This window comes from Alkalihalophilus lindianensis (genome assembly GCF_032843265.1).
Classification (GTDB): domain Bacteria; phylum Bacillota; class Bacilli; order Bacillales; family Bacillaceae_D; genus Alkalihalophilus; species Alkalihalophilus lindianensis.
Genome location: NZ_JAWJBA010000012.1, coordinates 1 through 22,578, shown reverse-complemented (window position 1 = coordinate 22,578; position 22,578 = coordinate 1). Strand labels below are relative to the sequence as shown.

Sequence of the window (22,578 nt, the reverse complement as noted above, 5' to 3'; positions counted from 1 at the left end):
AAAAGAACCGTGGGCTAATCACGAAGGGAGGTTTTCTCATGGGTCGTAGTTTGAAAAAAGGACCTTTCGTTGATGATCATTTAATGAAAAAGGTCGAAGCTCATAACGAAGCTAATGACAAGAAAGTGATCAAAACTTGGTCTCGTCGTTCAACAATTTTCCCTGAGTTCATCGGGCACACTATCGCAGTATATGATGGCCGTAAGCATGTTCCAGTTTACATTTCTGAAGACATGGTAGGACACAAACTTGGTGAGTTTGCACCTACGCGTACGTACAAAGGTCATGCTGCTGATGATAAGAAAACAAGACGTTAAGGTTAGTTAGAGAGGAGGTCCTATCCATGCAAGCTAAAGCTGTAGCAAAACAAGTGCGTATTGCTCCTCGTAAAGTGCGTTTAGTTGTTGACTTGATTCGTGGAAAGCAAGTAGGAGAGGCGATTGCTATTCTTCGCCACACACCAAAAGCTGGTTCACCTGTTGTAGAAAAGCTTCTAAACTCTGCAATTGCGAATGCTGAGCATAACTATGAAATGGAGCCAAACAACCTTGTAATTAGTGAAGCGTATGTAGACGAAGGTGTTACTTTAAAACGTTTCCGTCCACGTGCGATGGGACGTGCGAGCCGTATCAACAAGCGCACTAGCCACATTACACTGGTTGTAACTGAAAAGAAGGAGGGATAAAGCGTGGGTCAAAAGATTAATCCTACTGGACTTCGAGTTGGTGTTATCAAAGACTGGGAGTCGAAATGGTACGCTGAGAAAGATTATGCTGATCTACTACACGAAGACATTAAAATTCGTGAGTATATTGAAAAACGCTTAAAAGACGCTTCTGTGTCTAAAGTAGAAATCGAACGTGCTGCTAACCGCGTAAATGTTACAGTTTCTACTGCTAAACCAGGAATGGTGATCGGAAAAGGCGGTTCTGAAGTTGAAGCTTTACGTAAAGCTCTTAATGAATTAACTGGCAAACGAGTTCACATTAACATCTTTGAAGTGAAGCAAGCTGATTTAGATGCTAAATTAGTTGCTGAAAACATTGCTCGTCAATTAGAAAATCGTATTTCGTTCCGTCGTGCTATGAAGCAAGCGATTCAACGTACAATGCGTTCTGGTGCTAAGGGTATTAAAACTCAAGTATCTGGTCGTCTTGGTGGCGCTGATATTGCACGTGCAGAACATTATAATGAAGGAACAGTTCCACTTCACACACTTCGTGCTGATATCGACTACGGTACAGCTGAAGCTGATACAACATACGGTAAGCTAGGCATCAAGATCTGGATTTATCGTGGTGAAGTCCTTCCAACGAAAGGAACGAACAAAGAGGAAGGAGGCAACTAATCATGTTAATGCCAAAACGTGTGAAATATCGTCGTGAACATCGCGGAAAAATGCGCGGTCGTGCAAAAGGCGGTACAGAAGTACACTTCGGTGAGTTCGGTCTTCAAGCGCTTGAAGCTTCTTGGATCACAAACCGTCAAATCGAAGCAGCGCGTATTGCTATGACACGTTATATGAAACGTGGTGGTAAAGTTTGGATTAAAATCTTCCCATCTAAGCCTTACACTGCTAAGCCACTTGAAGTTCGAATGGGTTCTGGTAAAGGTGCTCCTGAGGGCTGGGTTGCTGTAGTTAAGCCTGGAAAGATTATGTTTGAAATCTCTGGTGTTTCTGAGGAAGTTGCTCGTGAAGCTTTACGATTAGCTGCTCATAAATTACCTGTAAAATGTAAATTCGTAAAACGCGAAGAAGTGGGTGGTGACGCAAATGAAAGCTAATGATATTCGTAACTTAACCACTGCTGAAATTGAGCAAAAGACGAAATCACTTAAAGAAGAGTTGTTCAACCTTCGCTTTCAACTAGCGACTGGTCAATTGGATAATCCAGCCCGCATTCGTGAAGTTCGTAAGGCAATTGCTCGTGCGAAGACTGTATTGCGTGAACGTGAGCTTGGAATTAACAACGGCTAAAAAGGAGGTTTGCTAAATGGAACGCAACCAACGTAAGGTATATACAGGGCGCGTTGTTTCTGACAAAATGGATAAAACAATTTCTGTTGTTGTTGAAACATACAAAAAAGACCGCCTTTATGGAAAGCGCGTAAAATACTCTAAGAAGTTAAAAGCGCATGATGAAGAAAACTCTGCTAAAATTGGAGACGTTGTTCGCATCATGGAAACTCGTCCGCTTTCAAAAGATAAACGTTTCCGCTTAGTTGAAATCGTAGAAGAAGCGGTAATCATTTAATAGAAGTTCTCGATTGAAGGGAGGTAAGATCGCATGATTCAACAAGAATCCCGTTTAAAAGTTGCTGATAACTCTGGTGCTCGTGAAGTACTATGTATTAAAGTATTAGGTGGTTCTGGCCGTAAGACAGCTAATGTCGGTGATGTTATCGTTTGTTCTGTGAAACAAGCAACACCAGGTGGCGTTGTCAAGAAAGGTGAAGTTGTGAGAGCAGTAATCGTTCGTTCTAAGAGCGGTGTACGTCGTAACGATGGTTCATACATCAAATTTGATGAGAACGCAGCAGTTATCGTACGTGACGATAAGAGCCCACGCGGAACTCGTATTTTCGGACCAGTAGCACGTGAACTTCGTGACAACCAATTCATGAAGATTGTGTCTCTTGCTCCAGAAGTTCTTTAATAGATATTAACGGAAGGCCCTGTCAAGGAGGTGCGAACATGGCGAAGATGCATGTCAAAAAAGGTGACACAGTTAAGGTCATCTCTGGTAAAGACAAAGGGAAACAAGGTGTAATCTTAGAAGCTTTTCCTAAGAAGAATCGTGTTCTTGTAGAGGGTATTAACATTGTGAAGAAACACGCAAAGCCATCTCAAGATAACCCACAAGGTGGTATCTTGAATCAAGAAGCGCCAATTCATTCTTCAAACGTTATGCCTGTAGATCCTAAGTCTGGTGAACCTACTCGTGTAGGTCACAAAATTGAAAATGGCAAGAATGTACGTATTGCTAAGAAGTCTGGCGAATTATTAGATAAGTAGTCAGAGTGTGAAAGGAGGTCAATCGTATGAATCGTTTAAAAGAGAAGTATTCAACTGAAATCGTTCCTTCTCTAGTAGAGAAGTTCAACTACTCATCTGTTATGGCGGTACCAAAGCTTGAGAAAATCGTTGTTAACATGGGTGTTGGTGATGCTGTTTCTAACGCTAAAGCATTAGATAAAGCTGTAGAAGAATTAGCTGAGATTACTGGTCAAAAGCCTTTAATTACAAAAGCAAAAAAATCAATCGCAGGTTTCAAGCTTCGTGAAGGTATGCCAATCGGTGCGAAAGTAACTCTTCGTGGCGAGCGTATGTACCAGTTCCTTGAAAAGTTAGTTTCTGTTTCATTACCTCGTGTACGTGACTTCCGTGGTGTTTCTAAGAAAGCATTCGATGGTCGCGGTAACTACACTCTAGGTGTGAAAGAGCAATTAATCTTCCCTGAAATTGATTACGATAAAGTGGATAAAGTTCGCGGTATGGACGTTGTTATCGTAACAACTGCGAATACGGACGAAGAAGCTCGTGAACTATTAACACAAATGGGAATGCCATTCCAAAAATAATCAAAGTCGTTTCAAAGAGGAGGGAAAACTTTGGCAAAGAAATCAATGATTGCAAAGCAAAAACGTACACAAAAGTACAAAGTACAAGAGTACACTCGCTGTGAACGTTGCGGTCGTCCTCATTCAGTATTGCGTAAGTTTAAACTTTGCCGGATTTGCTTCAGAGAGCTTGCTCACAAAGGGCAAATTCCTGGCGTGAAGAAAGCTAGTTGGTAAGCTAAGAACGGGAAGGAGGTAAATAACTATGGTCATGACAGATCCAATTGCAGATATGTTGACTCGAATTCGTAATGCGAACACAGTTCGTCACGAGAAGCTTGAATTACCTGCTTCAAAGGTAAAGAAAGAGATCGCTGATATTCTTAAGCGTGAAGGCTTTATCCGTGACTATGAATATATCGAAGACAGTAAGCAAGGTGTGATCCGCATCTTCTTAAAATATGGTGCTACAAACGAGCGTGTAATTACTGGTCTTAAGCGCATTAGTAAGCCTGGACTTCGCGTATATGCGAAAGCTGGTGAACTTCCACGCGTATTAGGCGGTTTAGGAATCGCGTTAGTTTCAACATCAAATGGTGTAATGACAGACAAGGAAGCTCGTCAACAACAAGTGGGCGGAGAAGTATTAGCATACGTTTGGTAATACATTCCTTGAAATGAATGGAGGTGTACAAGAATGTCTCGTATTGGTAATAAACCAGTAGAGGTTCCAGCTGGTGTAACAATCACAGTTGACGGAACACTATTTACGGTTAAAGGTCCTAAAGGTGAGCTTAAGCGTAACCTTCACCAGGACATGAAAATCAATGTAGAAGAGAACCAAGTTACAGTTGAGCGCCCTTCTGATAACAAGGAGCATAAAGCTCTTCACGGAACTACTCGCAGCTTGATCAACAACATGGTTGAGGGCGTAACGAAAGGTTACGAGCGTACGCTTGAACTTATCGGGGTAGGTTATCGTGCAACGAAGTCAGGATCTAAGCTTGTACTTAACGTTGGTTACTCTCACCCAGTTGAAATCACTCCTGAAGCAGGTATTGAAATTGAAGTTCCTGCTAACACGAAAGTTATCGTTAAAGGTATCGATAAAGAGCGTGTTGGAGCAGTAGCATCTAATATTCGTTCAGTACGTCTTCCTGAGCCTTACAAAGGTAAAGGTATTCGTTATGAAGGCGAGTATGTGCGTCGTAAAGAAGGTAAGACTGGTAAATAATTAATATACGGAAAGGAATGACGTTCTATGATTACGAAGCCTAGCAAAAACTTGGGCCGTAAGAAAAGACACGCTCACGTACGTCGTGCGATCACAGGAACTCCTGAACGTCCACGTCTTAATGTTTTCCGTTCATCAAAACACATTTACGCACAGCTTATCGATGACGTAAATGGTGTAACTCTTGCTTCAGCATCTAGTTTAGATAAAGAACTAAAGCTTGAGAACGGTGGCAATAAAGAAGCAGCTAAAGCAGTAGGTGAGCTTGTTGCTAAACGTGCGGTAGAAAACGGTCATAAAGTAGTAGTGTTTGATCGCGGTGGTTATGTATACCACGGTCGTGTACAAACATTAGCAGATGCAGCTCGTGAAGCTGGATTGCAATTCTAAAGAACAAAGGAGGGAAAACGAATGCGTCGTATTGACCCTAATACGTTGGAACTTGAAGAGAAAGTAGTAGCTGTCAATCGTGTTGCGAAAGTAGTTAAAGGTGGACGTCGTTTCCGCTTCGCTGCATTGGTTGTAGTAGGCGATAAGAACGGCCATGTCGGTTTCGGTATGGGTAAAGCTCAGGAAGTTCCTGAGGCAATCCGTAAAGCGGTAGAAGATGCTAAGAAAAACCTCATTGAAGTGCCAGTTGTTGGTACTACAATTCCACATGAAATCATTGGTCACTTTGGAGCAGGTCGCGTTTTACTTAAGCCAGCTTCAGAAGGTACTGGTGTAATCGCTGGTGGTCCTGTACGTGCGGTATTAGAACTTTCTGGTGTAGGTGACATCTTGTCAAAATCACTAGGTTCTAATAACCCAATCAACATGGTTCGTGCTACTATGCAAGGACTTAAAGAACTTAAGCGTGCTGAGGAAGTTGCAAAACTTCGCGGTAAATCAGTGGAAGAACTGTTAGGATAAGGAGGGAACGTAAATGGCTAAGAAATTAGAAATTACCCTCACTCGTAGTCTTATCGGTCGTCCGGAAGACCAACGCGTTACAGTGAACACACTTGGATTACGCAAAATGCACCAAACTGTTGTTCAAGAAGATAACGCTGCGATTCGCGGTATGGTAAACAAGGTATCTCACCTTTTAACAGTAAAAGAAATCGAAGCTTAATAGCTTAATTTATACATGAGGAGGTGTCGACATGAAACTTCATGAGTTGAAGCCCGCAGAAGGATCACGTAAAGTACGTAACCGCGTAGGTCGTGGTATCGGTTCTGGTAACGGTAAGACATCAGGTAGAGGGCACAAAGGTCAAAACGCACGTTCTGGCGGTGGTGTTCGTCCTGGTTTCGAGGGTGGTCAAAACCCATTATATCGTCGTTTACCAAAACGCGGCTTTACTAACCCGACTCGTAAGGAGTTTACAGTGATTAACCTTGAGACGCTCAACCGTTTTGATGCAGGTACTGAGGTTACACCAGAACTACTTATCGAATCAGGTACAGTAAAGAACGTTAAGATCGGAATTAAGATCCTTGGAAACGGAAAGCTTGAAAAGAACTTAACAGTAAAAGCACATAAGTTTTCTGCATCTGCAGTGGAAGCAATCGAAGCTGCTGGCGGAAAAACTGAGGTGATTTAATGTTCGGGACGATCTCCAACATTATTCGAGTGGGTGACATACGACGTAAGGTTGTTTTCACCCTTCTCATGCTCGTTGTCTTTCGGATCGGTAGCTTTATCCCTGTACCAGGGGCAAACAGTGATGTTCTGAACTTCCACGACCAATTAAATGCCTTTGGGTTTTTAAACACATTTGGTGGTGGAGCACTTGGTAACTTTTCTATCTTCGCGATGGGTATTATGCCGTACATTACTGCATCGATTGTTGTTCAATTGTTGCAAATGGACGTTGTACCTAAGTTTGCTGAGTGGGCCAAAGAGGGAGAAGCTGGACGACGCAAGTTGGCTCAGTTCACCCGATATGGAACGATCGTTTTAGGTTTTATACAAGCTATTGGGATGTCTGTTGGATTTAATTCCTTCTTTCCAGGGTTAATTCCTAACCCAAGCATTCCTACTTATTTGTTTATTGCACTTGTTCTTACAGCGGGAACAGCATTTCTTATGTGGCTTGGTGAACAGATTACTGCTAAAGGTGTTGGTAATGGTATTTCAATCATTATCTTTGCAGGTATCGCAGCTGGTATTCCAAATGGACTTAACCAACTGTATGCAACGCAAATTCAAGATGCTGGTGATCAGTTATTCTTGAGCATCGTATCATTATTACTATTAGCTTTAGCTGTACTAGCTATTATTGTTGGTGTCATTTTTGTTCAACAAGCATTACGCAAGATTCCTGTTCAATACGCAAAACGCTTAGTAGGTCGTAATCCTGTAGGTGGTCAATCTACACATCTACCATTGAAAGTGAACGGCGCTGGGGTAATTCCGGTTATCTTCGCACTATCACTATTCATCTTCCCGCCAACGGTTGCTGGGTTCTTCGGAACTGATAATGCAATTGCGGCATGGGTGGTTCAAGTATTTGATTATACTCAGCCAATTGGTATGGTTGTATATGCATTACTAATTATCGGGTTTACGTACTTCTATACATTTATCCAGGTCAATCCTGAAAAAATGGCCGAAAACCTTAAAAAACAAGGTGGCTATATTCCAGGAATTCGTCCCGGTAAAACAACACAAGTGTACTTAACACGCATTTTATACCGTTTAACGTTTGTTGGAGCATTGTTCCTAGCAACTGTAGCAATTATCCCGGTTTTCTTCACACGATTAATGGGTTTGCCAGCGGCGATTCAGATCGGTGGTACTGGATTATTAATCGTAGTTGGTGTAGCATTAGACACGATGAAACAGATCGAAGGACAGCTTATTAAACGTTCTTATAAAGGCTTTATTAAGTAACAAGGGGAGCAGGGGAGGAAGCATTCTTCCCGTTCGCCTTCTGTTGTTAAATCGGAGCGATGGAGGGGATTAGTGTTGAATCTAATATTAATGGGTTTACCAGGAGCCGGTAAAGGTACACAAGCAGAGCGCATTGTTGAGAAGTATGACATTCCTCATATTTCTACAGGTGATATGTTTCGTGCTGCCATTAAAGGCGAAACAGACCTAGGTTTAAAAGCTAAATCGTTTATGGACGCTGGTGAATTAGTACCGGATGAAGTGACAATTGGCATTGTGAGAGAACGTCTTTCACAAGGAGACTGCGAGAAAGGCTTCTTATTAGATGGCTTCCCTCGTACAGTTGCACAAGCAGAAGCGTTAGAAGCTATGCTCTCTTCTATGGAGCGTAGTTTAGATTATGTTCTTAACATTGAAGTTCCGGAGCAACTTTTAATGGATCGTTTAACTGGTAGACGTGTCTCACCTACATCAGGTAAGACATACCACATGATCTACAACCCGCCAAAGGTTGAAGATGTATGTGATGTTGATGGTAAGGAGTTAATCCAACGTGATGACGACAAACCTGAAACAGTTAAAAAACGTCTTGAAGTAAATCAACAGCAAGCACAGCCACTTATTGATTTCTATACAGAAAAAGGCTACCTTCGTACGGTCAATGGTGATCAAGATATCACTAAGGTCTTCGAAGATCTAGATGAACTTCTGAAAGGACTCAATGCATGATTATCTGTAAGACTGAACGTGAATTAGAAATCATGCGTGAAGCTGGGAGGATTGTTGCTCTTACTCACCAAGAGTTGAAGCAGCATATCAAGCCTGGTATTACGACAAAACAATTGGATGAGATTGCAGAAAAGTTGATTCGTTCACACGGTGCAACACCCTCATTCAAAGGCTACAATGGATTTACAGGTAGTATCTGTGCTTCAGTAAACGAGGAATTGGTACACGGTATCCCCGGATCTCGAGTGCTTAAGGATGGCGATGTAATCAGTGTTGACATCGGTGCTAAGTTAAATGGGTACCACGGTGACTCCGCTTGGACGTATGCTGTAGGTACAATTTCTGATGAAGACCAACAATTGTTGGACGTCACAGAGGCTTCTTTATATAAAGGATTGGAAGAGGCTAAGCCTGGTGAGAGATTATCAAATATTTCTCATGCGATCCAATCATATGCAGAACCACTTGGTTATTCAATTGTACGTGAGTATGTTGGCCATGGAGTAGGGCAAGACTTACATGAAGACCCACAAATTCCTCACTACGGACCTCCAGGTAAAGGACCTCGTCTAAAGCCGGGAATGGTTCTAGCGATTGAACCGATGATTAATGCAGGTTCTCGTTATGTGCGCACGTTAGCTGATAACTGGACTGTGGTTACAGTAGACGGTAAAAATTGTGCACACTTTGAGCATACAATTGCGATTACAGAAACAGGGTATGAAATTTTAACAAAACTTTAGGTGTAGGTGATGGGTGAAATGAACGACTCTGGTCCGAGTCCCGGTATCGGTCAAATTGTGCAAATCAAAAAAGGTAGAGACGCTGGCATGTATGCTTTGATCATTGAGGTCATAAATGATCGTTATGTCTTGATTGCTGATGGAGATAAGCGTAAAATTGATCGAGCTAAGAAAAAAAACATCAACCATCTAGAATTGTTGAACTACATGGCTCCTGAAATACGCATTAGTTTTGAAGAAACGGGACGTGTTACGAATGGGAAACTTCGCTATGCACTTAGCGGGTTTCTAGAACAACAACTTGATTTGCTGAAGGAAGGAGAGTAAATTCATGGCTAAAGAGGATGTAATTGAAGTGGAAGGTACGGTTATTGAGCCGTTACCAAACGCAATGTTTCGTGTAGAGTTAGAGAATGGTCACAAGATCCTTGCTCATGTTTCTGGTAAGATTCGTATGCACTTTATCCGAATCCTTCCTGGAGATAAAGTAACGGTTGAACTATCACCGTATGACTTGACTCGTGGACGAATCACATATCGATACAAATAAACGTTGCGATTTGCTAGTGGGATCTATAATTAGACTTGCTAGATGTGAATTGAACGATTACAATTAAATGCACTCCGTACCATAAGGAGGTAAACGATAATGAAGGTAAGACCATCAGTCAAGCCAATTTGTGAAAAGTGTAAAGTTATCCGTCGTAAAGGGACGGTTATGGTTATTTGTGAAAACCCTAAACACAAACAAAAACAAGGTTAATATTTAAGGAGGTGCACAGCACATGGCACGTGTCGCAGGTGTAGATATTCCTCGTGATAAGCGAGTAGTTATTTCACTCACTTATATCTTTGGAGTTGGAAAAACAAAGTCATCTGAAATTTTAGCGGAAGCTGGAGTATCTGAGGATACTCGCGTTCGTGATTTAACAGAAGAAGAATTAGGTCGTATTCGTGAAGCAGTTGAAGTTCACACAGTAGAAGGTGACCTTCGTCGTGAAGTATCACTTAACATCAAGCGTCTAATCGAAATTGGTTCATACCGTGGTATTCGCCACCGTCGTGGATTACCAGTTCGTGGACAAAATTCTAAAAACAATGCTCGTACGCGTAAAGGTCCTCGTCGTACAGTAGCAAACAAGAAGAAATAGTAAAGGAGGTCGCATAAAAAATGGCTAAGAAAACGAATACTCGTCCAAAGCGTCGTCAACGTAAGAATATTGAGACTGGTGTAGCACACATCCGTTCAACATTCAACAACACTATTGTGACGATCACTGACACGCACGGCAATGCTATTTCTTGGGCAAGTGCAGGTGCATTAGGATTTAAAGGTTCTCGTAAGTCTACTCCATTCGCAGCACAAATGGCTGCTGAATCTGCAGCTAAAACTGCTATGGAGCATGGCATGAAAGTAATCGAAGTTTCTGTAAAAGGCCCTGGTGCTGGTCGTGAAGCTGCGATTCGTTCATTACAAGCTGTTGGACTTGAAGTTAACATGATTAAAGATGTTACTCCAGTTCCTCATAACGGTTGCCGCCCGCCAAAACGTCGTAGAGTGTAACGAAATCAATCATTGTATAGATTTCCTGAAAGTGTCAATAATGGATGAGACGAATGCGTTATTGACAAAAAAAGGTGAAACGGTTGGGAACTGCCTAATGGGGATTTCCGGTTAGGCTTTCCTGGCAGTCTACCGGAGTTCGACGTTTTGAAGGAGGGTTTGTTTTAATGATTGAAATCGAAAAGCCAAATATTGAAACGGTTGAAGTTAGTGAAGACGCAAAGTACGGTAAATTTGTCGTTGAGCCACTAGAGCGTGGGTATGGAACTACTCTTGGTAACTCCTTACGTCGTATTCTTTTATCTTCTCTTCCTGGTGCAGCTGTAACTTCAGTTCAAATTGATAGCGTTCTGCATGAATTCTCAACAATTGAAGGTGTTGTAGAAGACGTAACGACTATTATCTTGAACTTAAAGCAGCTTGCCCTTAAGATTTATTCTGATGAAGAGAAGACGCTAGAGGTAGATGTTCAAGGTGAAGGCGTGATAACTGCAGGCGATTTAACACACGATAGTGATATCGAAGTATTAAATCCAGATTTGCATATTGCAACTTTAGCTAAAGGAGCACACTTCCATATGCGCCTTACAGCAAAGCGTGGCCGTGGTTACGCACTTGCTGTAGGGAATAAGAATGACGATCAACCGATTGGTGTTCTTCCTATTGACTCTATTTACACACCGGTATCTCGTGTCAACTATCAAGTTGAAAACACACGTGTCGGTCAAGTCACCAACTATGACAAACTAACCCTTGATGTGTGGACTGACGGAAGCATTCGCCCAGAAGAGGCTGTGTCTTTAGGCGCAAAAATCTTAACTGAGCATTTAAACATTTTTGTAGGCTTAACAGATCAAGCACAAAATGCTGAAATCATGGTCGAAAAAGAAGAAGATCAAAAAGAGAAAGTTCTTGAAATGACGATTGAAGAGCTAGACCTTTCTGTTCGTTCTTACAACTGCCTAAAGCGTGCTGGTATCAATACGGTACAAGAGTTAACGCAGAAGTCAGAAGAAGACATGATGAAAGTACGTAACCTTGGACGTAAGTCATTAGAAGAAGTTCAAGAAAAACTTGGTGAGCTTGGATTAGGACTTCGTAAAGAAGACTGATCATCACTAGTATTTTTAACAGATTCTAAATAGGTTTGTAATTGGTTTGAATTTTTCTTGAAAATCTCTGACTCTTAGGTCGAGAGAAGGTAACAAAGGAGGGAAACGAACATGGCATACGCAAAATTAGGTCGTGATAGTGCTGGTCGTAAGGCTCTTTTCCGTGACTTAGCAACTGACCTTATCATCAATGAGCGCATCGAAACGACTGAAGCGAAAGCAAAAGAGCTACGTTCAATCGTTGAGAAAATGATTACATTAGGGAAGCGTGGAGATCTTCATGCTCGTCGTCAAGCTGCAGCTTTCATCCGTCGTGAAGTAGCTAACGAAGAGACAAACGAAGATGCAATCCAAAAGCTATTCTCTGATATTGCAACACGTTACGAGGATCGTCAAGGCGGTTACACTCGTATTCTTAAAGTTGGTCCTCGTCGTGGCGACGGTGCACCAATGGCAATTATTGAGCTTGTGTAATTAGAGTCTTTAGAGATTCATTATATGAGGCGACAAAAGGGCTGTACAGGATCTGAGCACGTTACGCTCTGACTCTGGGGCCCTTTTTTGTTGCCTTAATTTAGGTGTATGGTCGACCTTTTTGGGGAGGGTTTCAATTGTCTGTTTTTATTGATCTAAAAGAGGTCTCGTTTCAGTATGAGGAAGCGAATGATCTGGCTTTAAAACATATAACAATCTCCTTTAATCGTAAAGAGTGGGTGTCTGTGCTTGGTCGCAACGGATCAGGTAAGTCGACGTTTGGTCGTTTAATGAATGGATTATTAATACCGCAACATGGAACAGTTGAAGTTGACGGCTATCAAACGGTTAATGAAGATGATTTATGGAGCATAAGAAAGCGTGTCGGAATGATTTTTCAAAATCCAGATCATCAATTTGTCGCGACAACTGTTCGTGATGATATCGCATTTGGGTTAGAAAATCAGGGAATACCTCGAGATGACATGCTTCAACGTATCGAGAGATATTCCAAGTTAGTTGGAGTCGATCATCTTCTTGACTCCGAGCCACATCGTTTATCTGGTGGGCAAAAGCAACGAGTAGCGATTGCTGGTATTATTGCACTAGAGCCAGACATGATTATCTTTGATGAAGCTACATCAATGCTTGATCCATCAGGAAGAAAAGATGTGATGCGTACAATGAAGATGCTTCATGACCGTGGTGTTGCTATTATGACTATTACGCATGATATGGAAGAAGCAGTCATGGCCGAACGTGTGCTTATCTTTGAAAATGGTCAAATAAAAGCAGATGGTACTCCAAAAGAGGTTTTCCAATCGAAAGAGCAGCTAGAGAAAACAGGTCTTAATGTTCCATTCTCTGTTCATGTGCAAAAAGAGCTTGAAAGAGAAGGGTTTCGCTTTAATAAGTTAGCCTTAACAAAAGGAGAGTTGGTTGACGCGTTATGGACATTACATTCAAAGGTGTAGAACATCGTTATATGATCGGTACTCCATTTGAAAAAGCAGCCCTACACCCAGTTGACCTCTCTATTCCTTCTGGTTCATTTACTGCGATTATTGGGCACACTGGTTCAGGGAAGTCAACTTTGATCCAACATATCAATGGGCTTTTAAAACCGAGTGCTGGTGAAATAAAAGTTGGTCCCTATACAATTCGTGCAAATCAAAAAAAGCAATCTTTAAGGGAGTTAAGACAAAAGGTTGGATTAGTGTTTCAGTATCCTGAACATCAATTGTTTGAAGAAACGGTTGCAAAGGATATTTGTTTTGGCCCGATGAATTATGGATTATCTGAAGAAGAAGCTCTGAAGCGAGTGAGGGAACTGTTACCATTAGTGGGTTTAGGGGGAGACTTGCTTGAATCCTCGCCTTTTCAACTAAGTGGTGGTCAAATGCGACGCGTAGCCATAGCAGGGGTACTGGCAATAAGACCTTCTGTTCTTGTACTAGATGAACCTACAGCAGGGCTTGACCCTGAGGGAAGAAAACAAATGCTTGAGCTATTTGCTAATTATCATAAGCAGTTTGGTATGACCACTATTCTTGTCACACATCATATGGAAGATGCAGCAAAATATGCAGATCAATTAGTGGTGATGAATGATGGTGGGGTCGAGATGTCTGGAAGTAGGGAAGACATCTTCAAGCAAACAGAGCGTTTATTGGAGATTGGATTAGATTTACCTGAGACAGTTCGCTTCCTACAGCAAATTAAAGATCAATTTCACTTAAAAGAGGTTCCTCTCCTGTTTGAAACGGATGAGGTCATTGACTATGTGTCGAACCTTCTACGTAAGAAGGAGGCTCGCTAGATGTTTCAAAACGTCATTATAGGACAATACGTTCAAGCAGACTCCTTTTTGCACAAGCTAGACCCAAGATCGAAGCTTGCTAGTGTCTTTATATTGTTAATTATTATTTTTTTTGCTGATAACTGGCTTTCTAGCTTATTGTTAGTAGGGATGACTGTTATGCTTATGGTTATTTCTAAGGTTCCAATATTGTTCTTGTATCGCGGTCTGAGGCCGATACTATGGCTTGTATTCTTTACTCTCATCCTCCATATTTTTTTGACAAAAGAAGGTCCCGTTTTACTGACACTTGGTCCACTTGCTATTCATGAAGGTGGAGTGATGAATGGTTTATTTATTGCAACTAGGCTTTTAACCTTAGTCATGCTGACGTCGCTAATTACGCTGACAACAAGCCCGATCGACCTAACAGATGGATTGGAATCACTGTTCACTCCTCTAAAGAAGGTGGGGCTACCAGCGCATGAGCTAGCATTAATGATGTCGATCGCCTTGCGCTTTATTCCTACATTTATGCAAGAGACTGAGAAGATCTTAAAAGCACAAATGGCTAGGGGAGTCGATTTTAGCTCAGGCCCTATCTCAAAAAGAATAAAAGCGCTACTTCCACTATTAGTGCCTTTGTTTATCAGTGCTTTCAAACGAGCAGAAGATTTAGCTTTAGCTATGGAAGCTCGTGGCTACCGTGGTGGTGAAGGCAGGACAAAGTTGAGGATATTAACATGGGGGACTCGAGATACAAGTGTAGTCATCATTGCCTTATTAATTGGTGTAGGTATTATATGGTTAAGAAATGGTTAGGTGAGTAATATGAAGCGATTAGCATGTGTGGTCTCTTATGATGGAACCAATTTTTCTGGCTATCAAGTCCAACCTAATAAACGGACAGTTCAACTTGAGCTTGAGAAGGCATTAAAAAAAGTTCACAAAGGTCAGAAGACGCATGTAGTGGCTTCTGGTCGTACAGACGCTGGTGTCCATGCCAGAGGTCAAGTCATCCATTTTGATAGCCCTTATCACATACCTGAAGCACAATGGCCTAAAGCTTTAAATGCTTGCTTACCTGACGATATTCGAATTACTCGTGCAAAGTATGTTTCTACAGATTTTCATGCAAGGTATCATACTTCAGGTAAAGAATATCGTTACCGTGTCCTAAAGAGTGAACAGGTGGATGTTTTTAGACGGAACTTAGTAACCCATATCCCTTATTCTCTTGATGTCGAGGAGATGAGGGTGGCGGCACAGCTTATAGTAGGCACTCATGATTTTAGTGCTTTTTGTGCAGCTAATACGAATGTAGTGGATAAAGTTCGAACGCTCTATGCGATAGAGATTGAAGAGTATGGCGATGAACTTCATTTTATTCTTCGTGGAAATGGATTTCTCTATAATATGGTACGGATTATAGTTGGAACATTACTTGAGGTTGGGAACAAAAAGAGATCCGTTAATAGTGTTCGTATGGCTTTAGAAAAGTGTGAGCGAGAGTATGCAGGAAAAACGGCCCCAGGTCATGGCTTATATTTGTGGGCTGTGCAATATGATGAGCAGTAAGAGGTATTATAAATTTTTTCTAAAACAACGAACCCTAGTGTAACAAGTTGTTGACATTGGGTATTGGATATTATATGATGTTAGATGGTAATTCTAAAACCCACTAGCCCCGGGTTGTAGAATGTTACAAGAGAATTTTGATTTAACAAATGATTTAAAATTTGAAAGTGAACGTATTTAGGAGGGAAATTCATGCGTACAACATATATGGCAAAGCCAAACGAAGTTGAGCGTAAGTGGTTCGTAGTAGATGCTGAAGGCCAAACTCTTGGTCGTCTTGCTTCTGAAGTTGCTTCTATCCTTCGCGGTAAGCACAAGCCGACTTACACTCCGCACGTTGACACTGGTGACCACGTGATCATCATCAACGCAGAGAAAATCGAACTAACAGGTAACAAATTAAACGACAAGGTTTACTACCGTCACACAAATCACCCAGGTGGTTTGAAAATGACTAAAGCTGCTGATATGCGTGCTAACAAGCCTGAGCGTATGCTTGAGCTTGCTATCAAAGGAATGCTTCCAAAGAACACGCTTGGACGTAAGCAAGGTATGAAACTACACGTTTATGCTGGAAACGAACACAAACAACAAGCTCAAAAACCAGAAGTTTACGAACTTCGCGGTTAATCGATAGGGAGGTTATTATCTTGGCACAAGTACAATATTACGGTACAGGTCGCCGTAAGCACTCTGTTGCTCGCGTACGCCTAGTACCAGGTGACGGTCGTATCGTTATTAACGGTCGTGAATTAGATGAATATTTTGGTCTTGATACTTTAAAGCTTATCGCTAAGCAACCACTAGTAGAAACTGGCGTTGAAGGTCAATATGACGTTCACGTTAACGTTGATGGTGGTGGGTACACAGGACAAGCAGGTGCAATCCGTCATGGTGTAGCACGTGCACTTCTTAAAGTAGACCCTGAGAACCGCACTTCATTAAAGCGTGCTGGCTTCTTGACTCGTGATGCTCGTATGAAAGAGCGTAAGAAATACGGTCTTAAAGCAGCTCGTCGTGCACCTCAGTTCTCAAAACGTTAATATCGTTTTCAAAAGCTCTCAGCCATTTTGGTTGGGAGTTTTTTTGTGTTTGAACACCATTTAAAGACTATGCAGTAAGGTGGTGCTATAGAACGAGTGAAAATTTATTTTAAGCTGTGTGCAGGAAAATAACTTCCTCATCAAGAAATGAATTTAATAAGTAAGAAAAATAAGACCAACAAATAAAAGGAAAGGTGGTGGTTGTTCGTGGTCCGAGACCTTACCCTACAACAAATCGCCGAAAGTGTATCAAGGCCTTTATTAAATGCTTCTGATAAGGAATTGGAAGGTTTTCGAGAAATTATTGAAGAAACGATTAAAGTAAGGGAATCGCATATAAATCTAAAAAAACTGGTTGAAAACTATTCTAATTCGAAGATACAGCGTTCTTAAATTAAATAGTTTCTTTAAGTGTCAAAAGACCTCCGCTGTAGAACATTCTACACGGAGATTTTTTTGTGAGTACTGTTGTTACACTTCTGCTGAGTTTAATAAAAAAACTTCATTTCCTGACAAAATTTCCACTGCATGAGCGATAATCTGAAGCCTCATACTAACTCCAAGATGAGAAATAGGAGTGAGGAGAATGGCAGTTGTATCAACATTTTCAGAAAAACGACGTGAAAAACAGTGGAAATTTGAACGTGGGGTGTTACGGCAATTATCGTTAAAGCAGCTTAAAGAGGATGTACATGAACATTTTCGACCAGTTGTACCGTTTTATTTTTTGTCCCATCCATTTTTACTTGATCCTTGCATGGATATGGCAATTGATGCTTTTTTAGTGGGAGCTGAATACGGGCGTTTTGGTTATTTGGGTGAGTCATCAACGGAGGTTAAAGCAAGATGTGAAGAGGAGTTAACCGATATTTCCTTTTCTTTATTTAATCTACTCCAAGGGTGGTTAGGTGAATCAGACTTTCTTTTGGAATCGATCAAAATATCAGCAGATGTGTTCGTCGATCGCTGGTGGGAAAGAGGCTTCCGTGAAGCAGAAAAAAGACATCGCCTGCGCCTTCATTAAAACGTGTTCATAATTTCTCCCTTGTCCCAATATATATATAGGGGATAAGTGAAGGGGGATATATGATGATAAAGTGGATGAAGGGCGTAGTATTTGCTCTTAGTGTTGTTAGTTTACTTTTTTTAATACAATATCAATTTATAAGTAAAGACTCTGCAACTTGGCACTTACCTCTATCAGGTAAAATTATCATTGTCGATCCTGGACATGGAGGGATTGACGGAGGAGCCGTTTCTAAAGCTGGACTTCTTGAGAAAGAAGTAACATTAGCGATAAGCGATCATTTGCGCGATTACCTTCAGGAGGCTGGAGCATTGGTTTTAATGACGAGAGAAGAAGACCGTGATTTAGCGGCAGAGGGAACAAAGAAAATAAGACAAAGAAAAATTGAGGATTTAAAGCGTCGGGTTGAAATTGTAAATGAGTCCGATGCTGACTTATTCGTAACCATTCACCTTAATGCCATCCCATCACCAAGATGGAGTGGGGCACAGACGTTCTACCACCGTGCTATTCCTGAAAATGAAGCACTAGCTAAGTTTGTTCAGAGTGAAATTAGAATAAATTTAGAGAACACGGAGAGATTAGCAAAACCAATTGATAATATATTCTTGCTTAAAAAAGCAGAAATCCCAGGAGTACTTGTTGAAGCCGGATTTTTGTCACACCCGACAGAGGCACAGATGCTTCAAACTGAAGCGTATCAACAAAAAGTAGCTGCTTCTATTTATCAAGGGATTATGAGGTATTACACAAATGAAGCGGAACCCCTCTCTTAAGGTAGAAGTATGCAAACGGATTCACGGTCCTTTCACAGAATATGCTATACTAGGCATATAACTGGTTAAAGGATGGTGTTCATATTGGTAACGGAAGCTACAATAGTCGAAGCCTTAAAACGAGTCAAAGATCGCGATCTAAATAAAAGCATTGTCGAAACGGGCGGTGTTAGAGAAGTAAAAGTTAAAGGTGGAAATGTGAGTGTGAAAATCGCTCTTGCAAAAACAGGCACTGCTGAACAGATGGAAGTTCAACAAGAGGTGGTAAATGTTCTTAAAGGAGAAGGCGCTGAATCAGTGGGTCTTCGTTTTGAGGAGCTTACAGAACAAGAGTTGAAGAGTGCAGGTGGTTTAAAGGAAGCTGCTTTTGAAGGACCTTCCATACTTGCATCAGATAGTCCTACCACCTTCATTGCTGTAACCAGTGGAAAAGGAGGGGTAGGAAAATCTACTGTATCTGTCAATGTGGCAACAACCCTTGCTAGACTTGGTAAGCGTGTAGGGATTATTGATGCTGATATTTATGGCTTTAGTGTACCAGATATGATGGGTATTGAAGAACGTCCTAAAGTGATTGCAGATCGCATTTATCCTGTTGAACGCTTTGGAGTAAAAGTGATTTCTATGGGCTTTTTCGTTGAGGATAACGCTCCAGTTATTTGGCGCGGTCCGATGTTAGGTAAAATGTTAAACCAATTCTTTTCCGACATTGAGTGGGGAGAGCTTGATTACTTAATTCTTGACTTACCGCCGGGTACGGGAGATGTTGCTCTTGACTTACATACAATGCTGCCACATTCCAAAGAGATTTTAGTAACAACACCACATGCTACTGCTGCGTTTGTCGCTGCACGTGCTGGAACGATGGCTATTAAAACCCATCATGAAATTTTAGGTGTTGTAGAGAATATGGCTTATTTTGAAAGTAAAACAACAGGTGAGAAGGAATATGTGTTTGGTCGTGGTGGGGGAGAACGACTTGCAGAAGAATTAAAAACTGAAATCCTTGGACAAATTCCACTTGGCCAACCTGAGATCGATGAAAATGATTTTGCCCCTTCTATTTATGCTGAAGATCACCCGAATGGTCGTATTTATAAAGAAATTGCGGAGAGAATTATTTCAAAAATCGAACAGTAATAAAAAAAGAAGCCTGAAATGGCTTCTTTTTTATCCTCCAGATTGTTGACCGCCACCACCACCGCTATTCCCACCTTCTTGTTGCTGATCTTCCTCTTGTTTCTTTTGTTCTTCTTCGGCTGCGGCTGGATCTTGTTTTTTCATTTGTTTTTCAGCTACTCCTGACAAGATTTCACTGATTTTTGCAGTGAAATAAGGGCTTTCAAATGCTTCGGACATGATTGTCATTACTTGTTGTCTATATTCTTTTGATTTCATCACTTCTAGAACGGTATCTTCCATTTCTGGATTTTGTAAAACTGTGATCATCATGCCTTGATATTCGGGATCCTTCATAAGTCCTTTTAACATTTTTTCGTTTTCTGTTTGCATACTCTCAGCAAAAGTTTTCGCAAATTCAGGGTCTTTCATCACTTCTTGCCAAAAAGCTCTGCCTTGTTCAGACGTCAATGTTTCTTGAATCGTTTCTTTAACGTAAGCATTATCCATGACTAATTCATGGCGCATTTCTTCTTCATTCATAATTTCTTGGATGGCTTGTTTACCTTCATCTGTTTTAAGCATATCCACCATCATCTTTTTAGTGCCTTCATAATCAGTGTTATTGCCACCACTACCTTCAGCAGTTGCGCAGCTGATAAGTGTGAGTACCGTGACGCACACAATCAATACATGAAGAAGTTTTTTCATGATAGCTGCTCCTTTCCTTCGCTTTGTCATTAATTTGAGATATTTTATAAAAAAATATGCATGACTAATCGTGAACAGCTGGCATTTTTGAAGCGTGATTGATACAATCATGTGAGTATGTTTAACGATCTTGGAGGAAATGCCAGTGAATAGTCGGAAAGTGGTTTATTTATTTTTCACTACGTTGTTAGTGGGTAGTATAAGTGGTGGAATTGTAGGATTTATTATTGATTTTGATGTGTATACAAATGGTGACTTAATGAATATGTTTGTAGGGGTCATCTGGTTGCTTGGAATTAGTGCTGCTTTCAGTCTAATTAGTCAAATGGGCTTTTTTGCTTATCTTACCCTTCATCGATTTGGACTCGGGCTTTTTAAATCTGCAAGGCTGTGGAATCGGGTACAAGTTGTCGTCATTGCTTTCGTTGTATTTGATCTTATTTATTTAAGGTACATTGCCTTTGCAACAGAGGGTGAAAATGTCTTGCATTATGCGATCATGCCTATTCTATTATTAGCTTACGGTTTAGTAATAGCCTACCTTAAAGCTAAAGAGACAAATCAAGGGGCTTTTATTCCGGCGTTATTTTTTATTGTTGTCGTAACGACAATCGAATGGGTTCCTGCTTTAACGGTAAATGACCCTAAATGGTTGTGGATGTATTTTGCGCCACTTATTGCAGCTAATACATGGCAGCTGCTAATTTTACATCGATTAACGAATCAACCTAACACAAAAGCTCGAGCATAGATGCTCGAGCTTTTGTGTTGTTTACTTGATTTCTTCACTATTCGCTTCTGTGCTAGCCATTAATTCTTCTACTGAAATAAAGGTAAATCCTTTTTCCTTTAATTGATCAATAACAATTGGCAGAGCTTTATCTGTTTGTTTTACAGAATCTGAGGCATGAAACAGTAATACATCTCCTGATGAAGTATTACTCATTACATTATCCACAATTGCATCAACCCCTGGATTTTGATAATCAAGAGAATCGACGCTCCAATGAACCACGCTATATTCTTGTTTTTCTGCCAAAGCTAAAACACGTTTATCAAATGCTCCGTTTGGTGGTCTTAATAAAGTTGGCTTCTCACCAGCTAATTCTGCAAGTACTTGTTTACTACGGATCAAGTCTTTTCTTACCTTTTCATCTTCCCAACTCGTGTAATTCTTATACTGATACCCATGACTTCCAATCAAATGTCCTGCTTCTTTTATTTGTTTAACTAAGTCAGGATAACGCTCGGCCCAAGAGGCAGAGACAAAAAAGGTAGCTTGATCGACTTTCTTTTGTGAGAGTACTTCTAAAATAGGGCCAACTTGTTTATCACCCCAACTAAGATTAAACGTTAAAGCTATTCGGTTATCATCTGTTTCTGCCCGGTAGAAAGCCTGTGGACCTTCTGATGTTGAAAAGACAGGTAGTTGGGATCGTTCGATATAAAGAAACCCTGCAGCAAAAAGTGCCATCATGACAATAATAGATAATTGCTTGATACGCTTAGCGTGAAAAACCCAAATGAACTTCATTAAATATCCCCCTCGTCCACCTTTTAGGATAAATTTATGCAAAGTATTAGAACATATGAATAAAAACCTTCCGTTTAGAAAACAATTTAGTTAGATGCACATGTAAGATATAACCATATTAGGAAGTTGAGTATATAATACTGTTGAGTCTCTAAAGGTTGAGGTGTTGCTTGTGTTAGGTTTTTTGTTAAATGGCAAAGAAGTAATTGAAATTGAATATATGCTTAAGAGAGAAATGGAAGAACTATTATTAGATTTATCTGATCCTCGGATTGATGAAGTTGTCAAAAGAGCAATGGAGGAGAAGTACCAAATCGTTTATGGGATCTATAAGCGTTTTGTTCCCCCGAATGAAAGAGTAAAATATATGCTCCAAAAAAATAAGAAGAATACACAATAGAAGAAAAGGGCAGAGGCCTTTTTCTTTTTATTTATAAATTCGAATAAACAAAAGAAATCTAGATAGAATAAAATAAAATAATCATTGACTTATAAAAATGGACATGCTATATTAGTACATACCGCAAGGGAGCAATAAACTCCCTTAAAAAATACTTTAAAAAAAGTATTGACTTCATCATTAGATGTGCGGTAAGATGATCAAGTCGCTGTAAGAGCGGCAAACAAGTTCTTTGAAAACTGAACAAAAGCCAAGCGAAATAGAGATACATGATATCTCGTCAATTTTTAAAACAAG

At 40.7% G+C, this 22,578-nt stretch carries 40 protein-coding genes; 38 read left to right on the top strand and 2 right to left on the bottom strand.

The window, feature by feature from the left end; all coding sequences use genetic code 11:
- Window positions 1-38: 38 nt before the first annotated feature.
- From rpsS to salA, 36 genes are all read left to right on the top strand, one after another.
- Window positions 39-317: a 30S ribosomal protein S19 gene (gene rpsS / locus RYX56_RS20225; protein ID WP_012957141.1), complete on the top strand. Its 279-nt coding sequence runs from the start codon at window positions 39-41 to the stop codon at window positions 315-317.
- Window positions 318-343: 26 nt separating this feature from the next.
- A complete protein-coding gene (gene rplV, locus RYX56_RS20220; RefSeq protein ID WP_012957142.1) occupies window positions 344-685 on the top strand; it encodes a 50S ribosomal protein L22 in 342 nt (113 codons plus the stop codon).
- Between the two features lie 3 nt (window positions 686-688).
- A complete protein-coding gene (gene rpsC, locus RYX56_RS20215; protein ID WP_317123822.1) occupies window positions 689-1,348 on the top strand; it encodes a 30S ribosomal protein S3 in 660 nt (219 codons plus the stop codon).
- Window positions 1,349-1,350: 2 nt separating this feature from the next.
- Window positions 1,351-1,785: a 50S ribosomal protein L16 gene (rplP, locus tag RYX56_RS20210; RefSeq protein ID WP_317123821.1), complete on the top strand. Its 435-nt coding sequence runs from the start codon at window positions 1,351-1,353 to the stop codon at window positions 1,783-1,785.
- Window positions 1,775-1,978, top strand: a complete 204-nt coding sequence (gene rpmC, locus RYX56_RS20205; protein WP_003322618.1) for a 50S ribosomal protein L29 — start codon at window positions 1,775-1,777, stop codon at window positions 1,976-1,978. Before rplP ends, rpmC begins: the two co-directional genes overlap by 11 nt.
- 16 nt (window positions 1,979-1,994) lie before the next feature.
- Window positions 1,995-2,255, top strand: a complete 261-nt coding sequence (gene rpsQ / locus RYX56_RS20200; RefSeq protein WP_317123820.1) for a 30S ribosomal protein S17 — start codon at window positions 1,995-1,997, stop codon at window positions 2,253-2,255.
- A 33-nt stretch (window positions 2,256-2,288) separates the two neighbouring features.
- Complete coding sequence (rplN, locus tag RYX56_RS20195; RefSeq protein WP_012957146.1) at window positions 2,289-2,657, top strand: 50S ribosomal protein L14; 369 nt, start codon at window positions 2,289-2,291, stop codon at window positions 2,655-2,657.
- A 47-nt stretch (window positions 2,658-2,704) separates the two neighbouring features.
- Window positions 2,705-3,016, top strand: a complete 312-nt coding sequence (gene rplX / locus RYX56_RS20190) for a 50S ribosomal protein L24 (protein ID WP_047973435.1) — start codon at window positions 2,705-2,707, stop codon at window positions 3,014-3,016.
- 26 nt (window positions 3,017-3,042) lie between these two features.
- Window positions 3,043-3,582 (top strand): 50S ribosomal protein L5, encoded by a 540-nt coding sequence (rplE, locus tag RYX56_RS20185; RefSeq protein WP_047973427.1) that lies wholly within the window; start codon window positions 3,043-3,045, stop codon window positions 3,580-3,582.
- 30 nt (window positions 3,583-3,612) lie between these two features.
- Complete coding sequence (locus RYX56_RS20180; protein WP_012957149.1) at window positions 3,613-3,798, top strand: type Z 30S ribosomal protein S14; 186 nt, start codon at window positions 3,613-3,615, stop codon at window positions 3,796-3,798.
- Between the two features lie 28 nt (window positions 3,799-3,826).
- Window positions 3,827-4,225 carry a 30S ribosomal protein S8 gene (gene rpsH / locus RYX56_RS20175; RefSeq protein WP_047973428.1) on the top strand — a complete coding sequence of 133 codons (399 nt, stop codon included), beginning with the start codon at window positions 3,827-3,829 and terminating at the stop codon, window positions 4,223-4,225.
- Between the two features lie 33 nt (window positions 4,226-4,258).
- Complete coding sequence (rplF, locus tag RYX56_RS20170) at window positions 4,259-4,795, top strand: 50S ribosomal protein L6 (RefSeq protein WP_317123819.1); 537 nt, start codon at window positions 4,259-4,261, stop codon at window positions 4,793-4,795.
- 27 nt (window positions 4,796-4,822) lie between these two features.
- Complete coding sequence (gene rplR, locus RYX56_RS20165; protein ID WP_047973430.1) at window positions 4,823-5,185, top strand: 50S ribosomal protein L18; 363 nt, start codon at window positions 4,823-4,825, stop codon at window positions 5,183-5,185.
- Window positions 5,186-5,206: 21 nt separating this feature from the next.
- Window positions 5,207-5,707, top strand: coding sequence for a 30S ribosomal protein S5 (rpsE, locus tag RYX56_RS20160; protein ID WP_047973431.1), 501 nt, complete (start codon window positions 5,207-5,209; stop codon window positions 5,705-5,707).
- A 13-nt stretch (window positions 5,708-5,720) separates the two neighbouring features.
- Window positions 5,721-5,909, top strand: coding sequence for a 50S ribosomal protein L30 (gene rpmD / locus RYX56_RS20155; protein WP_012957154.1), 189 nt, complete (start codon window positions 5,721-5,723; stop codon window positions 5,907-5,909).
- Window positions 5,910-5,940: 31 nt separating this feature from the next.
- Entirely contained in the window at window positions 5,941-6,381 is a 441-nt protein-coding gene (gene rplO, locus RYX56_RS20150) for a 50S ribosomal protein L15 (RefSeq protein WP_317123818.1), read from the top strand.
- Entirely contained in the window at window positions 6,381-7,673 is a 1,293-nt protein-coding gene (gene secY / locus RYX56_RS20145; RefSeq protein WP_317123817.1) for a preprotein translocase subunit SecY, read from the top strand. The genes rplO and secY overlap by 1 nt, the downstream gene beginning before the upstream one ends.
- Window positions 7,674-7,748: 75 nt before the next feature.
- A complete protein-coding gene (locus tag RYX56_RS20140) occupies window positions 7,749-8,402 on the top strand; it encodes an adenylate kinase (RefSeq protein WP_317123848.1) in 654 nt (217 codons plus the stop codon).
- Window positions 8,399-9,145: a type I methionyl aminopeptidase gene (gene map, locus RYX56_RS20135; RefSeq protein ID WP_317123816.1), complete on the top strand. Its 747-nt coding sequence runs from the start codon at window positions 8,399-8,401 to the stop codon at window positions 9,143-9,145. The genes RYX56_RS20140 and map overlap by 4 nt, the downstream gene beginning before the upstream one ends.
- Window positions 9,146-9,163: 18 nt before the next feature.
- Window positions 9,164-9,472 (top strand): KOW domain-containing RNA-binding protein, encoded by a 309-nt coding sequence (locus tag RYX56_RS20130; RefSeq protein WP_317123847.1) that lies wholly within the window; start codon window positions 9,164-9,166, stop codon window positions 9,470-9,472.
- Between the two features lie 4 nt (window positions 9,473-9,476).
- Complete coding sequence (gene infA / locus RYX56_RS20125; protein WP_010896341.1) at window positions 9,477-9,695, top strand: translation initiation factor IF-1; 219 nt, start codon at window positions 9,477-9,479, stop codon at window positions 9,693-9,695.
- 99 nt (window positions 9,696-9,794) lie between these two features.
- Window positions 9,795-9,908, top strand: a complete 114-nt coding sequence (gene rpmJ, locus RYX56_RS20120) for a 50S ribosomal protein L36 (protein WP_003322638.1) — start codon at window positions 9,795-9,797, stop codon at window positions 9,906-9,908.
- A gap of 22 nt (window positions 9,909-9,930) precedes the next feature.
- Window positions 9,931-10,296 (top strand): 30S ribosomal protein S13, encoded by a 366-nt coding sequence (rpsM, locus tag RYX56_RS20115; RefSeq protein ID WP_047972651.1) that lies wholly within the window; start codon window positions 9,931-9,933, stop codon window positions 10,294-10,296.
- Between the two features lie 20 nt (window positions 10,297-10,316).
- Entirely contained in the window at window positions 10,317-10,709 is a 393-nt protein-coding gene (gene rpsK, locus RYX56_RS20110) for a 30S ribosomal protein S11 (protein ID WP_047972652.1), read from the top strand.
- Window positions 10,710-10,876: 167 nt separating this feature from the next.
- Window positions 10,877-11,821 carry a DNA-directed RNA polymerase subunit alpha gene (locus RYX56_RS20105; RefSeq protein WP_317123815.1) on the top strand — a complete coding sequence of 315 codons (945 nt, stop codon included), beginning with the start codon at window positions 10,877-10,879 and terminating at the stop codon, window positions 11,819-11,821.
- A 111-nt stretch (window positions 11,822-11,932) separates the two neighbouring features.
- Window positions 11,933-12,295: a 50S ribosomal protein L17 gene (rplQ, locus tag RYX56_RS20100; protein WP_047972654.1), complete on the top strand. Its 363-nt coding sequence runs from the start codon at window positions 11,933-11,935 to the stop codon at window positions 12,293-12,295.
- A 137-nt stretch (window positions 12,296-12,432) separates the two neighbouring features.
- Window positions 12,433-13,269 (top strand): energy-coupling factor transporter ATPase, encoded by an 837-nt coding sequence (locus tag RYX56_RS20095; RefSeq protein WP_317123814.1) that lies wholly within the window; start codon window positions 12,433-12,435, stop codon window positions 13,267-13,269.
- Window positions 13,245-14,114: an energy-coupling factor ABC transporter ATP-binding protein gene (locus tag RYX56_RS20090; protein ID WP_317123813.1), complete on the top strand. Its 870-nt coding sequence runs from the start codon at window positions 13,245-13,247 to the stop codon at window positions 14,112-14,114. Before RYX56_RS20095 ends, RYX56_RS20090 begins: the two co-directional genes overlap by 25 nt.
- Window positions 14,115-14,915 carry an energy-coupling factor transporter transmembrane component T family protein gene (locus tag RYX56_RS20085; RefSeq protein ID WP_317123812.1) on the top strand — a complete coding sequence of 267 codons (801 nt, stop codon included), beginning with the start codon at window positions 14,115-14,117 and terminating at the stop codon, window positions 14,913-14,915. It abuts the gene before it with no gap.
- 9 nt (window positions 14,916-14,924) lie between these two features.
- A complete protein-coding gene (gene truA, locus RYX56_RS20080) occupies window positions 14,925-15,671 on the top strand; it encodes a tRNA pseudouridine(38-40) synthase TruA (RefSeq protein ID WP_317123811.1) in 747 nt (248 codons plus the stop codon).
- 192 nt (window positions 15,672-15,863) lie between these two features.
- The gene (rplM, locus tag RYX56_RS20075) at window positions 15,864-16,301 is read left to right on the top strand and encodes a 50S ribosomal protein L13 (protein ID WP_047972659.1); all 438 of its coding nucleotides are present in this window, start codon (window positions 15,864-15,866) and stop codon (window positions 16,299-16,301) included.
- A 20-nt stretch (window positions 16,302-16,321) separates the two neighbouring features.
- Window positions 16,322-16,714: a 30S ribosomal protein S9 gene (gene rpsI / locus RYX56_RS20070; RefSeq protein WP_317123810.1), complete on the top strand. Its 393-nt coding sequence runs from the start codon at window positions 16,322-16,324 to the stop codon at window positions 16,712-16,714.
- 207 nt (window positions 16,715-16,921) lie between these two features.
- Window positions 16,922-17,107 (top strand): hypothetical protein, encoded by a 186-nt coding sequence (locus RYX56_RS20065; protein WP_317123809.1) that lies wholly within the window; start codon window positions 16,922-16,924, stop codon window positions 17,105-17,107.
- A 193-nt stretch (window positions 17,108-17,300) separates the two neighbouring features.
- Window positions 17,301-17,738 carry a YbaK family protein gene (locus RYX56_RS20060; RefSeq protein WP_317123808.1) on the top strand — a complete coding sequence of 146 codons (438 nt, stop codon included), beginning with the start codon at window positions 17,301-17,303 and terminating at the stop codon, window positions 17,736-17,738.
- 65 nt (window positions 17,739-17,803) lie between these two features.
- Window positions 17,804-18,517: an N-acetylmuramoyl-L-alanine amidase CwlD gene (cwlD, locus tag RYX56_RS20055; RefSeq protein WP_317123846.1), complete on the top strand. Its 714-nt coding sequence runs from the start codon at window positions 17,804-17,806 to the stop codon at window positions 18,515-18,517.
- Window positions 18,518-18,601: 84 nt separating this feature from the next.
- Window positions 18,602-19,657, top strand: a complete 1,056-nt coding sequence (gene salA, locus RYX56_RS20050; protein WP_317123807.1) for an iron-sulfur carrier protein/transcriptional regulator SalA — start codon at window positions 18,602-18,604, stop codon at window positions 19,655-19,657.
- A 30-nt stretch (window positions 19,658-19,687) separates the two neighbouring features.
- On the opposite strand, the gene gerD is transcribed toward salA, so the two are convergent.
- On the bottom strand, window positions 19,688-20,347 hold the full coding sequence (gene gerD / locus RYX56_RS20045; RefSeq protein WP_317123806.1) for a spore germination lipoprotein GerD: 660 nt from the start codon (window positions 20,345-20,347) through the stop codon (window positions 19,688-19,690).
- Window positions 20,348-20,492: 145 nt separating this feature from the next.
- On the opposite strand from gerD, the gene RYX56_RS20040 reads away from it, so the two are divergent.
- A complete protein-coding gene (locus RYX56_RS20040) occupies window positions 20,493-21,098 on the top strand; it encodes a KinB-signaling pathway activation protein (protein ID WP_317123805.1) in 606 nt (201 codons plus the stop codon).
- Between the two features lie 21 nt (window positions 21,099-21,119).
- On the opposite strand, the gene pdaB is transcribed toward RYX56_RS20040, so the two are convergent.
- Window positions 21,120-21,881, bottom strand: coding sequence for a polysaccharide deacetylase family sporulation protein PdaB (gene pdaB / locus RYX56_RS20035; protein WP_317123804.1), 762 nt, complete (start codon window positions 21,879-21,881; stop codon window positions 21,120-21,122).
- A gap of 172 nt (window positions 21,882-22,053) precedes the next feature.
- Between pdaB and RYX56_RS20030 the strand changes: the two genes are divergently transcribed.
- On the top strand, window positions 22,054-22,281 hold the full coding sequence (locus tag RYX56_RS20030) for a hypothetical protein (RefSeq protein WP_317123803.1): 228 nt from the start codon (window positions 22,054-22,056) through the stop codon (window positions 22,279-22,281).
- Window positions 22,282-22,578: the final 297 nt, after the last annotated feature.